8 protein-coding genes and 1 pseudogene are annotated in these 12944 nt (G+C 34.4%); 4 read left to right on the top strand and 5 right to left on the bottom strand.

Features of this window, described 5'->3' with window-relative positions:
• Window positions 1–76: 76 nt before the first annotated feature.
• The 3 genes from NEF87_RS05890 to NEF87_RS05880 all read right to left on the bottom strand — a co-directional run bounded on the left by NEF87_RS05890 (window position 77) and on the right by NEF87_RS05880 (window position 1332).
• On the bottom strand, window positions 77–334 hold the full coding sequence (locus NEF87_RS05890) for a hypothetical protein (protein ID WP_457919052.1): 258 nt from the start codon (window positions 332–334) through the stop codon (window positions 77–79).
• Window positions 335–850: 516 nt separating this feature from the next.
• Window positions 851–1048, bottom strand: coding sequence for a hypothetical protein (locus NEF87_RS05885; RefSeq protein ID WP_371805491.1), 198 nt, complete (start codon window positions 1046–1048; stop codon window positions 851–853).
• 53 nt (window positions 1049–1101) lie between these two features.
• Complete coding sequence (locus NEF87_RS05880) at window positions 1102–1332, bottom strand: hypothetical protein (RefSeq protein WP_371805490.1); 231 nt, start codon at window positions 1330–1332, stop codon at window positions 1102–1104.
• 618 nt (window positions 1333–1950) lie between these two features.
• Here NEF87_RS05880 and uvrB point away from each other — a divergent pair.
• Window positions 1951–3918: pseudogene (gene uvrB, locus NEF87_RS05875) on the top strand (excinuclease ABC subunit UvrB); the annotation flags it as partial.
• A 240-nt stretch (window positions 3919–4158) separates the two neighbouring features.
• Window positions 4159–7338 (top strand): excinuclease ABC subunit UvrA, encoded by a 3180-nt coding sequence (gene uvrA / locus NEF87_RS05870; RefSeq protein WP_457919051.1) that lies wholly within the window; start codon window positions 4159–4161, stop codon window positions 7336–7338.
• 20 nt (window positions 7339–7358) lie between these two features.
• Here uvrA and NEF87_RS05865 read toward each other — a convergent pair whose 3' ends face one another.
• Window positions 7359–7952, bottom strand: coding sequence for a YkgJ family cysteine cluster protein (locus NEF87_RS05865; RefSeq protein ID WP_371805488.1), 594 nt, complete (start codon window positions 7950–7952; stop codon window positions 7359–7361).
• Window positions 7953–8064: 112 nt separating this feature from the next.
• On the opposite strand from NEF87_RS05865, the gene NEF87_RS05860 reads away from it, so the two are divergent.
• Together NEF87_RS05860 and NEF87_RS05855 are read left to right on the top strand one after the other, a co-directional pair.
• Window positions 8065–8910, top strand: coding sequence for a hypothetical protein (locus tag NEF87_RS05860; protein ID WP_457919050.1), 846 nt, complete (start codon window positions 8065–8067; stop codon window positions 8908–8910).
• A gap of 12 nt (window positions 8911–8922) precedes the next feature.
• Window positions 8923–10416: a hypothetical protein gene (locus NEF87_RS05855; protein ID WP_457919049.1), complete on the top strand. Its 1494-nt coding sequence runs from the start codon at window positions 8923–8925 to the stop codon at window positions 10414–10416.
• A 2-nt stretch (window positions 10417–10418) separates the two neighbouring features.
• On the opposite strand, the gene NEF87_RS05850 is transcribed toward NEF87_RS05855, so the two are convergent.
• Complete coding sequence (locus NEF87_RS05850) at window positions 10419–12611, bottom strand: hypothetical protein (RefSeq protein WP_457919048.1); 2193 nt, start codon at window positions 12609–12611, stop codon at window positions 10419–10421.
• Window positions 12612–12944 lie beyond the last annotated feature (333 nt).

The raw sequence follows: 12944 nt of genomic DNA, 5'->3' as shown, positions 1-12944 counted from the left end.
AGAAGAAAAGTTAGAAGAGAATAAAAAAGTTTCAAAATCATGAATTGTTGCTTCAATCTAGGAAAGATTAAAAAAATTATTCAAAATCTTGAGTTTGAATTGTGATTCGTTTTAATTCGCCTTTAGAGGACCCTTTGCTCTTGCGAGGAAGTTTGTCAATTAATTCTTTGACTGCTGCTTCAATAGCTTTATCCAAATATTCGTTTACTTTTTCTTTGGCGTCGCCTGCTACTCGAATTTTTGTTTCTCCTTCAACTAGCAAATCTCGAATTTTCGAGACCCGAACATATTTAGCTTGATATACCATAGTAATTTCTTCCTTGAGTATGCTCAATTCGAACATAGAATCAAAATTTTCATAAGATTCTTAATTACATTACTGAATCTAAATATTTAAATGTACTGCACAATCGGCAAATAAATTCGACAAAATTCATTATGTGGGAAAAATATTTTCCAGAATGTCAATAATCTCAAAGGAAAAGTGCTACATTTTTGCAAAATTGAGATCATCTCTCAAATAAAAAGAAAATTTACCCACAAAAGGATTTGTTACTTGATTTGTATATCTTCGGGTATTTAAAGCTTTTGGCAATTTCGACAAAAATCCTTAAAGATTTCTTGATAAATAATAAAATATATTGATGTTTGAAGAGAATCATATCTCCTCGAAAATGCATTTTTTGAGAAAATACATGGGGTATTTAAATTTACTTGGATAGAATCAAATAAATTTTACCCTAACACTAAAAAGACTGAAATAATCTGAGTAAACTATATTTTTCTGGTTTAGAGAGGCTTTCATAAGTCCAAAAAAACTTTTTTGACTGTGTATAAAAGACCCAAAAAATTATTGATTTCTTTTGTAAATTAAAACAGCTAAACTTAGTAAAAATGCAATAGAAACGATTAACATTGCAAAACCCCACACTAGGTGATCTTCCATTTCATCATCCAAAAAAAAGTCAAAAGTCTTGTAAATTGGAAAAATAACCAATAATCCTAACAATCTATAACGATTTTTCCATTTTTGCGTATTCGATGACATTATATTGATATTATTAATTTTTCATTGATGAAAAAATTTTTGTTAATTAAAAATTATTTTCTGGACAATAAAAGCAAATTTGGACATAGATTTTTTATTTCTTTATTTTTGCATGAAACGTCGGTAGAGGTAATATCGAAGATTAATGGTCCACAAGACCAACAATCTACTTCTATTTCTTTATCATTAATCGCAGTTATTGATTTGGCGTGTTGGCAAGATCCACATTCCAAGGAAATTCCTAAAAGTTTTTTTTCTGATTTTGTTTTGATGCTGGTGGCCATAGATAAAAATTCAACTCGTTCATTAAAAAAAGACCAATATTGTATAGTTACTAACAATATTACATTTGATTTTAAGTTTTTGAATTTCATCACTTAAAACATTTATTATTGGAAAATTTCTAATCTGTTTTGGTTCTTTCTTAAAAAATAGCACTATGATCTACACAATTTTCAATAGATTATGATGTATGACTTATTCCCTAAAGCAAAAAGTTTTTAATTAATCAAATTGTTAAGACCAAAATTTATTATGTTGGATATGTATCTGAACAATTTAGTTATTCAAATACTTAATCTCCTTATAATCTAATTGGAATATTGACATATGGATATTGATTTTTAATCAAGTATGATTTTATTCGGATAAATCGGATTTCAGTAGTATTCTGTTTTGAAGAATTAATTTGATTTACAAAGAATCTCGTATTTTTTATATTAACAACTTAATATATATAACTCAAAAAATCAATAACCTCTGAATTTTAATTTCGTATTTTTCAAAAGCGTACAATATAATTTGGAAGAAATCCTTATTTTTTTGGAAGAGAGAACTTCGGATTTCTATTGAATTTTATTCAAAACATCCCTTTTTCAAAGGAAAATTGTGAGACGAAAGATATGGTTAAATTTGATTTAGTGTCGGACTATTCACCTAAAGGAGATCAACCTGAGGCAATTCGACAGCTTACTGAAGGAATTATGAAAGGAAAACGATTTCAAACCCTATTAGGTGCCACGGGGACAGGTAAAACTTATACAATGGCAAATGTAATTTCGCAAATTAATATTCCAACATTAGTAATGGCCCCTAATAAATTGCTGGCTGCCCAATTATATCAAGAATTTAAAGATTTCTTCCCGAACAATTCCGTTCACTATTACATTTCTTATTTTGATTATTATCAACCTGAAGCTTATTTGCCCGCTTCCGGAACTTATATTGAGAAAGATTCTTCAGTCAATGAAGAAATCATGAAATATCGTCTTGCCAGTACTCATGCATTAATGACACGTCAAGATGTAATTGTAGTTGCATCTGTTTCATGCATCTATGGAATTGGTAATCCCACGGAATGGTCACGAAAATCTTTTGTTCTAGAACCCGGAATGGAAATTTCACGCCAAGCTTTAATGCGAAAATTGATTGGTATTCATTTTGAACGGAACGATGTTGATTTCACTCGTGGAAAAATTCGTGTTAGGGGCGATACAATAGATATTTTTCCAGGTTACTTGGATAATTACTATCGGGTTAGCATGTTTGGAGATGAGATTGATCGCATTTTCCTAATGGATGCAGTATCCAATGAAAAACTCAACCAAGTACCTAATTTAAAGATATTTCCAACTCGAGAATATGTCACAATAGAAGAGTTAATCGACAAGATAGTAGAAGATGTCTTGCAAGAATTGGAAGTTCGATTAACTGAATTTAAAGATCAACAAAAATGGGCGGAAGCCCAACGGATAGAAGAGCGCGTACGATATGATATGGAGATGCTTAAGGAAGTAGGATATTGTAAGGGTATTGAAAATTATTCTCGATTTTTAGATCAACGTGAAGCGGGGGAAATGCCTGCCTGTCTTTATGATTATTTCCCTGAAAAATTTCTGCTTATTATGGATGAAAGTCATATTGGAATACCCCAAATTCGTGGAATGATTAAGGGAGATCAAGCGCGAAAACAAAATCTTGTTGAATATGGTTTTCGGTTACCCAGTGCACTTGATAATCGTCCTCTGCGATTCGATGAATGGGAACAGAAAATCTCTCATGTCATTTGTACTAGTGCTACACCCGGACCATATGAATTAGAACAAAGTGGAGGTGTCTGGGTTGATCAAGTTATTCGACCCACTGGATTGATTGATCCTGAAGTGGAAATCCTTCCCGTAGAACATCAGATCGACGATCTTCTTTCTGAAATAAGAAAAGAAGTTGCTAAAGGTAATCGTGTTCTTGTAACCACACTAACAAAGCGTATGTCTGAGAATATATGTGACTATTATTCAGATCTGGGAATTAAAATTGAATATCTACATTCTGATATCGATACAGTGCAACGGATGGAATTGATTCGAGAGTTGCGGATAGGCAAATATGATGTTTTAATAGGGATCAATCTTCTTCGTGAAGGTCTTGATATTCCCGAAGTTGGATTGGTGGCTATACTCGATGGTGATAAATCAGGGTTCTTGCGTGATACACGCTCTTTGATTCAAACAATTGGTCGAGCTTCTCGGAATTCAAATGGTCGTGCTCTAATTTTTGCGGATAAGATGACTCCCGCCATTACTGAAGCCTTGAAAGAAACTAATCGTCGCCGAACAAAGCAAATTGCCTATAATAAAGAACATAATATCACTCCCCAAACAATTATTAAACGAGTTCAAGATTCCTTGTCAGAAGCTGAGGAAGAAGAAGAGATGAGTAAATCCTTTGAACAAGTGTTGCATGATACAATCGAAAAGAATGCCAATGAGGAAGAATTACTCATTGGATTGGAGCAAGCGATGCTGGAGGCTGCACGAAATTTAGAATTTGAAAAGGCAGCAGGATTTCGAGATCTAATATCTGATGTTAAAAATAAAAAACGGACCTTCGAGGGATTAAAAGAAACAGTAAATGTAAAAGAATCCCAATCTCCTACAGAATCATCTTCTTCAGAATCTCCTTCTCTGGATAAACAAATGAAAGAAATGTCTGGGTTTCAACTCATGGGAACTGTTGAACATGTCCGGAAACGAGATATTCAAAGTATGCGTAATAAGAAAAAAAAAAACATCAATAAAACGAAAAAAGAAACAGAAGTGAAATGATAACAAATGACTAAATCTAGTATTATTGTTAAGGGCGCTCGTCAAAATAATTTGAAAAATATAAATATTGAAATTCCTCGCGATAAACTGGTAGTTTTTACGGGTTTAAGTGGGTCGGGAAAATCTTCCCTTGCCATTGATACCATATATGCTGAAGGACAACGCAGATATTTAGAATCCTTGAATACCTATGCCCGTCAATTTTTGGGCTCTATGGATAAACCCGATTTAGATTATATTGAAGGCTTATCTCCCTCCATTGCCATTGAGCAAAAGAGTGTGAGTAAAAATCCCCGCAGTACCGTGGGTACGGTTACGGAAATATATGATTATCTAAGATTGTTGTACGCTAATATAGGAATCCCGCATTGTCCTACATGTGGTCAAGAAATCACTCCTTTAACCACACAAGAAATTACTGAATCAATATTAAAAGAACTTCCTGTTAATACCAAGTTTCGCGTTCTTTCCCCCATAATCCAACGAAGAAAGGGTGAATATAGTGCAATTTTCAAGCAATTAAAGAAAGATGGCTTTGTAAGGGTGATAGTTGATGAGATCGAATATGAACTGGATGAAGAAATCAGTCTTGACAAAAATAAATTTCATGATATTGATGTTGTAATCGATCGATTAGTGAAAAAAGATACAGATCAATTCCGAAATCGATTAGCTGATGCAGTGGAACAAGCATCAAAATTAACAGATGGGTTAGTCAAGATCTGGATTCCAGAAAAAGATCCGAAAATCTATTCTGAACGCCTCTTTTGTCCTACTTGTAGTCTTTCGATGCCCGATTTACGACCTCAACTCTTTTCCTTTAATACACCTCATGGGATGTGTCCTGCTTGTAATGGTTTAGGAAAATCAAATGAATTTACCGAGCATCGTTTATTTCCAGATAAAGACCGGAATCTATACGAGAGCAATTTACGAAGTGTTGGCGGGTTTGGAACCCTCGAAACTTACAGCTGGCGAATCTTAGAAACCGTTGCGGAACACTATAATGTGAATTTATCGGATCCTATCATGGATTTACCCGAAGATTTTTGGCAGATCTTTTTATGGGGGTCGGGCTCAGAAAAAATCCCCTTCCACTTTGATTCAAGTCAGTCTAATGGTAATGGTGATCGGGAATTTTCTTACAACGTTTCCCGTCCTTTTGAAGGAATATTAAATACATTACAACGACGCTATATGCAATCTTCCTCTGATTCAAGTCGAGAATATTATGAAAAATGGATGGAACAGCAAATTTGTCGTGTCTGTCATGGTCAACGTCTTCGTCCTGAAGCCTTAGGTGTCATATTGCATGAAAAGAGTATTGCTGATGTATCAACATTGACCGTTGATAAAGCCCTTCAGTTCTTAAGTGAAGTTAAAGCTCTTGTTTCAGATCGGCAAATGCATATTGTCAAAGAAGTACTTAAAGAATTATTTGCTCGATATACATTCCTTTTGAATGTAGGTTTGCACTACGTTCAAATGGATCGAGAAAGTAAAACATTATCGGGTGGGGAATCAGAACGTGTTCGGTTAGCGACTCAAATTGGTTCGAATCTTGTGGGGGTTTTATATGTTTTAGATGAACCTTCCATCGGTTTACATCCTCGAGACAACTATAAATTAGTTAAAATGTTGGAACAACTTCGCGATAAAGGTAATTCCATTCTTGTTGTTGAACATGATGAAGGAATTATCCGATCTGCGGATTTCATTGTTGATATTGGTCCAGGGGCTGGAATTCATGGAGGTGAAGTGGTTGTGGCGGATACATTATCTGTTGTAGAAAAGCATAAGGAATCGCTGACAGGGAAATATCTTCGCGGTGAACTATTCATTCCTACACCTGAATATCGACGTTCCAATGACAATCAATGGATAACAATTAGAGGTGCTCGCTCGAATAACTTAAAAAATATTGATGTTAAGATCCCTCTTGGAGTTTTAACTGTTGTAACTGGTGTAAGTGGCGCAGGAAAATCGAGTTTAATTATGGAGATTCTCTATAAAGGATTACATCGCGAAATTTATCGAGAATCTCGAATGATTCCGGGTGAATTTGACAGTATTGACGGTAGTGATGCCATTGATAAAATTATCCATATTGATCAGACACCAATTGGTCGAACTCCTCGATCGATTCCAGCAACTTATACTAAACTATTTGATATTATCCGAGATCTGTTTGAAAAAACTCAAGAAGCAAAACTCCGAGGATATAAGAAGGGCCGATTTAGTTTCAATGTAAAGGGAGGACGATGTGAAAAGTGTACTGGTTCCGGGTATAATTTAATTGAGATGCAATTCCTTCCATCTGTGTTTGTACGATGCGATGTCTGTAAAGGTCAACGTTATAACACAGAGACTCTTGAAGTTAAATTCAAAGGTAAAAATATTGCCGAAGTTTTAGACATGTCTCATGAAGAAGCTTATGAATTCTTTGAAAATCATCCGCGCATGCAAGCCATTTTGAAAACTCTCATTGATGTAGGGTTAGGGTATATAAAACTTGGACAGTCATCCACCACATTATCAGGTGGGGAAGCTCAAAGAGTTAAACTTTCTCGGGAGTTAAGTAAAAGAAGTACAGGAAAAACCTTGTATATCTTAGATGAACCTACAACAGGATTGCATTTTCATGATACTAACCAATTAATTTTAGTTATTCAGCGATTAGTAGATCAAGGTAATTCTGTAATCATCATTGAACATAATATGGATATTATTAAATCTGCAGATTATTTAATTGATGTTGGTCCTGAAGGAGGCGACGAAGGGGGAGAAATTGTTGCATCGGGTACTCCTGAAGAGATTGTGAGAGTCAAGAAATCTTACACAGGGCAATTTTTAGCTCCTGTTCTTCATCATGCTAACCAAAATGGTCAGGTTCTCGATAGTGAGGAACACCAAGAAATGCTTGTATTGGATCCAAAAAAGAAATCCACTAAAAAGAGCTCAAAGAAATCCGTCAAAAAGAGCTCAAAAAAATCCTCAAAAAAGAGTACGACGAAATCTGCTAAAAGCAGATCAAAGAAAACTACTCAAAAGAGTGCAAAGAAATCAAAAGGCTCAAAGAAGACTGCGAAGTCGAAAAAAAAACCTTCGCCTAAACAAACTTCCCCAACTACTAAAAAGATGACCGATTCTGCTAAAGTGAAAAAAGACACTTCAATTCAAACTTAATTTCTGAATTTTTTTTCATCCTATTTTTTCTTACTAAGTGGTTTGATTTTTTTTAAAAAGGGATAAACCTCATTCATTTCAAAATCACAATTTTTCATCTTGGTATAATAATCATATTCCATTTTTCGTTCTAAATAGACTAATTCCTTAATTTTCTCAGGTGAAAAGAATCCTTTCGTATCTTCTGAGCAATTAATTCCAGGACAAGAATGACTTGCTGATAAAAAAAATTCTTCCGAAGTGATGATAACATTCCAAAAAGGAAAAATTTTACACTGTAAGGGTCGGCTTTTATAGATTTTACACAATTTCTTTCCTTCAGCTTCAATTAAAAATGCACAATTTTGATTTTTCTCATTATTCAAAATCAAAGTGGGGTAAACTTTGGTTTTTTTAGTTTCACCTAAGTTTTCATCCCATAAGTCATAATCATAATCAGTTGTCGAAAAATATTTTTCTGCCAAATCCTCTTCTGAGATTTTTAGATTTTTACAAATGTTATCAATATCTTCTTGGTAAATGAAAACATATCCATCTTGTTCATTTGAACAACATTTTCCACATTGTTTACATGAGAAATGCAAACCATTTTTGACGGATGGACATAGTTTCATGGATCAAATATGGTCTTCGAAGCCTAAAAAGTTAATTTTTGAGATTTGTCATTGAATTATTGCCAAAAAATTAAATTGGTTAAAATGAAATTAGAAGTAGGTAAAGAATAAAATGCAAGCGTTTGAAGTGACCCGATCTTTAGAAACTCATATTCTTGAAGGTTCGACTGTGGGCGATATTTTATCTCAATCAAAGGTAATTTTAATTACCGATGATGATTCACGCTCTGTTTTTATTTATCGGGGAATAAAATCTTCTTTGGTTTTATATTTTATTGCATTGCGCCTTGCAAAAGACATTCGAAAGTCAATGAAAGGGTTTTATCAAATAAAAGAATTAAAGGATCAAAGCGCAATTGATTCAATAAGTTCGGCGCCCATTAAAACAGAGGGAAAAATTCTGGAAATTGTAAATCCTAATTGTCATCGCATGGAAGATGGAACCTTCGATATAGATCTTACAGGAAAACTTCAATTGGATCAAGATGTTGCTTGGCGAGAACGCTTGTCTCTCGAAAAATTGCCCCTATTCCGAAAACCAAACATTCAAGATAATCTCGATCGCATTCAAAATTTGGAAAAGATTGATGGTTATCATACAGAAATGGTTTTAATTCAAAATTCTATGTATGCTCAATCTTCAAATCTTATTTCTTTCTTTCAAGAACGAAAGGAAACCCTGAAATATTCTCATTTAGGTAAGCTGGTTGAAGGGAAATTCTTTCACCCTGGGTATTCTTCGCGAATCGTGGTGCATGGGGGTTTCGTTCAATCAGTGGAATTCTTAGTTAAAAATGCTCAATCTCAAGATCCTACTTTAGGGAAGATAAGTGCCCCTGTATTATTTATCCCTAGAATAACTCAAGAACGTTCAATTGAAGATTTAAAGAAAGGTTTTCAGATCCCTGAGCCCGTTCCTGTTGATGAATTGATTAAGTCTATTCAAGATTCTTCTTAAAGGTTTATTGTTATGAAATTTTCTCCAACTCTTCCTCCTCCACAAATATCTTCAATTTTCCACCAGACAATTAAACAAATTGTTCCTAAATCATCAGAATTGATCAAAATGCAGAATTTAATTTCTGATACCATTGAAGTGATCAATTCTAGTCGCATTCCACCTGAAATATCTCTAATGTTTATCGAACCGCAAGGTTCTACTGGGATCAAACAAACTGCATTAACCAACGCTGCGGATATTGATCTTTTCATTGGTTTAGATCCAACTTTTTTATTTGAATCAAAGTTTTCTTCAAAGAAAGTTCGTCGAGATTATATCCGTAAATTGTTCAAAAATCTTGTATCGGACTGGTTGATTCCAACCTTGAAAGAAAATCACTATCAAAATGTTCGTCTCAGCTATGCTGAACACCCATATGTGTCAGCAGAATTAGAAGGTGTGGAAATCGATTTAGTTTGCTGTTTTGATTTGTCAAGTCAATATATCCATGAAAACGGTCCAATAACTGCGGTTGATCGTTCCCCTCATCACAGCCGGTTCATCCGTGATCATTTGTCTAAATCACAAAAGGATGATGTGCGCTTATTAAAATACTTTTTTAAATGTCATCATTGTTATGGGGACCAAAGTGCGATCGGGCGTAGTGGGTTCATTGGGTACAGTGCAGAATTATTGATTCATCTTTATAGTTCTATTTGGGGTGTTTTTTGCAATTTTGATAAATTAAATTCTAAAATTCTTTATTCCAGTGAGATGCTACCCGAATATGTTGCAAGATATCAAAATAAATCCTTTGCAGATATACGAAAAAGGTTTTTTCCCAATGATTTTCTAATCCTTATTGATCCCACCGATGCCAAGAGGAATGTAGGATCTTCCATCTCCTCCCGGGCATATTATTTAATGAAGTCAAAAATTCAACAATTTATGGCGAATCCCGATGCAAGTTTCTTCCGAAAAGAAAGAATTCCTTCAATTTTGTCTCTACATTCCGATAAAAAGACATTAAATTGCTTATATTACGTGGAATATCATGAGACTGAAGAAGATCACTATACCAAATATCGGGATAAATTGTATCATTTAATGGAGAAATTAATTCGAAAGGCTGAACAGGAAGCAACTCTCGAAGATAGGTTTCCAAATGTTGAAGGAGAATTAATATTTGATGCAAAAAAGGGGATTTATGTTATTGCTTTACATGCACCTCAACCAGTAATTTCTGAAGAATATATCCGAACTGGGCCTGCTGTAAGTGATGAACCTCATTATTCTCGCTTTGTCAGTGCTCATCCTGATGCTTACGATTGTGATGGTTTTTTATGTATTAATGTAAAGCGGAAATTTACAACATTCTTGGAATATCTTCAAAATGAAATTCCTAATAACCCTATCTCTAATTTGAAGGTTTTTAGCATTGGTTCGGCTTCGACTCCTCCATTTTCAGATATGGCTGCCCAAAGCATGGGTAATTTTTATGTAAATGTCTTACCCTTTCTATAAACTTAATTCCTTCCTTTTGCCTTCATATACCCACATGTACATTGGGGGGCGATTTTACCACACATCGGACAAATATCCACCTTATTACGGCGTCTCTGACGTGCATTTTTCCTTAAAGAGAGGGGGGATAATTTCTCGGTAGAAATGGCTTCTTTGTCAAGACTCGTTGATGATGATTCTTGGGACGATTTTGAAGGAGCTCCTCCGAAGAGTGAAAAAATTTCTGGTTTTTTTTCACTATTATCTTTAGAAGTGGATAATTTTTGCTTCGTCCTATCAATTCCAAAGAAAAGATTTCCCTTGTTCAATTCCTGATATCCCGCTGCATATTTAGTATTTGATTTATGATCAAGTACTTCTAGGGGGTTTATTGGGATTTCTGATGGTTTTTCATCTCCTTTTTTGAAAATTGGTGCAAGTGGATCAAAATCCGATTCTGGAGGTGATTTAAATGTGCTTTCATCTGAATTTACTTTCGGTGGGGCTATGGGTATATTTGTTTCTATTTGCTTCGTCTGTGGCATTTTTTTTGGGATTTGCTCATCTAAGTCCTCTTGAGTGGGAGTGAAATCCAAAGCTTCACCTAAGGCCATTGCATCTTCATCGACAGGGATATCTTCGGGCTTAAGGAATTCTAAAGTTTTTTCTTGAGTTGATTTTTCGGGCTGTTTTTCTGGTAATGGTATATGTAGATCATCTGGAGATGGTGTGAAATCCAAAGCTTCACCTAAGGCCATTGCATCTTCATCGACAGGGATATCTTCGGGTTTAAGGAATTCTAAAGTTTTTTCTTGAGATGAATTTCCGGGCTGTTTTTCTGGTAATGGTATATGTAAATCATCTGGAGATGGTGTGAAATCCAAAGCTTCACCTAAGGCCATTGCATCTTCATCGACAGGGATATCTTCGGGCTTAAGGAATTCTAAGGTTTTTTCTTGAGATGATTTTTCGGGCTGTTTTTCTGGTAATGGTATATGTAAATCATCTGGAGATGGTGTGAAATCCAAAGCTTCACCTAAGGCCATTGCATCTTCATCGACAGGGATATCTTCGGGTTTAAGGAATTCTAAGTTTTTTTTCTTTGGTTCTTCTTGTTCTAAGGATTCTTCATCAGGAAGAACTTCTTCTTCAATGATTATGTCTTTGATAGGAGTGCTGAGTTTTGGTAATTTAACTGGTTTTAAAGAAACCGCTTTCATGGGCTCATTTTTTTTCTCATCCAGAAGAGTTGGATCTTTATCTAATTTTTCCAACGATTTGGTATTATTTGAAGGTATGTTATCTATTTCTTTCAATTCTGGTGCCTTTTGCAATATTTCTACTTTGGCTGTAATTTCTGAAAGGTTCCAATTTTCAGCAAACATTTGCACTTCTTCCAATAACTCCTTGGCTTGATATTTTTCTTCTCCTTCATCGCTGGATTGCAAAACTTTTATTTTTAATATGATAAATTCCATTACGAAGGGTTCATCGTTCAAATTTTCCGCAAGGGTGATCCCTCCATCAATTAATTGAAGTAAATATTCCTTATTTGTTTTTATTCCATCTTGAGTGCGGAGGTTTTCAATTTGAGTTTTTAAGCTCGAATAATAGTTAATAGCACCATTCAAGCAATCTTGACAGACTAAATTCTCATCAACAACTATTGCATTTTCATTAAAATCCGTCATTAGATCTGTTTTTTTCAATATTTTCATTCCTTGACATGTAGAACACCGTGGACGAGGGACTTGATTATTTATATACAGATTCTGAATTTGATTTTGTAAAATTTGGGCATTTTGTCCTTCATCACCGCTTATCCTGATTTCCCCCCAGGCAACATTAATCTCTCCTGGTATTCCATTAATAGGATTTGTCCCATGGGGCATGAAAACAATCACTCCTACCTTACCTTCCAATGTGATGGATAAAATTCTATGACAAGAAAATGAAATGCTATAATTCTCTTCTGTATTTGTTAAAGTCAGAAAACTAAACGGGTTGTTCATGCTGGTTACTGATGAAATTTTTGTCTGTAAAACGATTTCGTCTGTTGGTTTCTGAATATTTATTCTAAAAATGCCTTGAACTATCGATTTGGGGGAATTTGGGTCAAAATTGCTATATATTATAATTTCAACTGGAACATTCTCTAAAACTAACGGTTGAATGGGCGTAAGAAATTGTTTAATTGAAAAAGATGGTGTTTCCATATTAATAGATCGTCCCTAATTTTATTCTATCTTTTTGTTAGTTTTAGAAGTTATTAATGCTAGCGATTTTGACATTAATGAAGTTTAAGGATACTTACTAGTCCATTTTATACTCGTTTAGATTTTTTTTTTGGTCATAATGCAACAACTTAATTTTGCTTCAAACGGCTGTGTTTTTAGCAATTTTTTCCTCAAAAGAAATGTTAGGGAGGACTCTATAATCACTCAATAGGTTTAATATCTATAGCTTCCCATATGCAAAGCAAGTGGGGTGTTTTTATAAAAAAAAAAATTGAAGAAAAGCCTATATATCATAACTTAAAATGTGAAAAT

Origin of the sequence: Candidatus Lokiarchaeum ossiferum (assembly GCA_025839675.1) — an archaeon.
Classification (GTDB): domain Archaea; phylum Asgardarchaeota; class Lokiarchaeia; order Sigyniarchaeales; family Promethearchaeaceae; genus Lokiarchaeum; species Lokiarchaeum ossiferum.
Note: the sequence above shows the minus strand (reverse complement) of the source record. Positions and strands in the feature narration are given on the sequence as shown.

Bases quoted from the DNA above. Each gene is read 5' to 3' on its own strand.
- NEF87_RS05885 (WP_371805491.1), bottom strand. From the start codon at position 1,048: ATGTCATCGAATACGCAAAAATGGAAAAATCGTTATAGATTGTTAGGA.
- NEF87_RS05880 (WP_371805490.1), bottom strand. From the start codon at position 1,332: ATGGCCACCAGCATCAAAACAAAATCAGAAAAAAAACTTTTAGGAATT.
- uvrA (WP_457919051.1), top strand. From the start codon at position 4,159: ATGACTAAATCTAGTATTATTGTTAAGGGCGCTCGTCAAAATAATTTG.
- NEF87_RS05865 (WP_371805488.1), bottom strand. From the start codon at position 7,952: ATGAAACTATGTCCATCCGTCAAAAATGGTTTGCATTTCTCATGTAAA.
- NEF87_RS05860 (WP_457919050.1), top strand. From the start codon at position 8,065: ATGCAAGCGTTTGAAGTGACCCGATCTTTAGAAACTCATATTCTTGAA.
- NEF87_RS05855 (WP_457919049.1), top strand. From the start codon at position 8,923: ATGAAATTTTCTCCAACTCTTCCTCCTCCACAAATATCTTCAATTTTC.
- NEF87_RS05850 (WP_457919048.1), bottom strand. From the start codon at position 12,611: ATGGAAACACCATCTTTTTCAATTAAACAATTTCTTACGCCCATTCAA.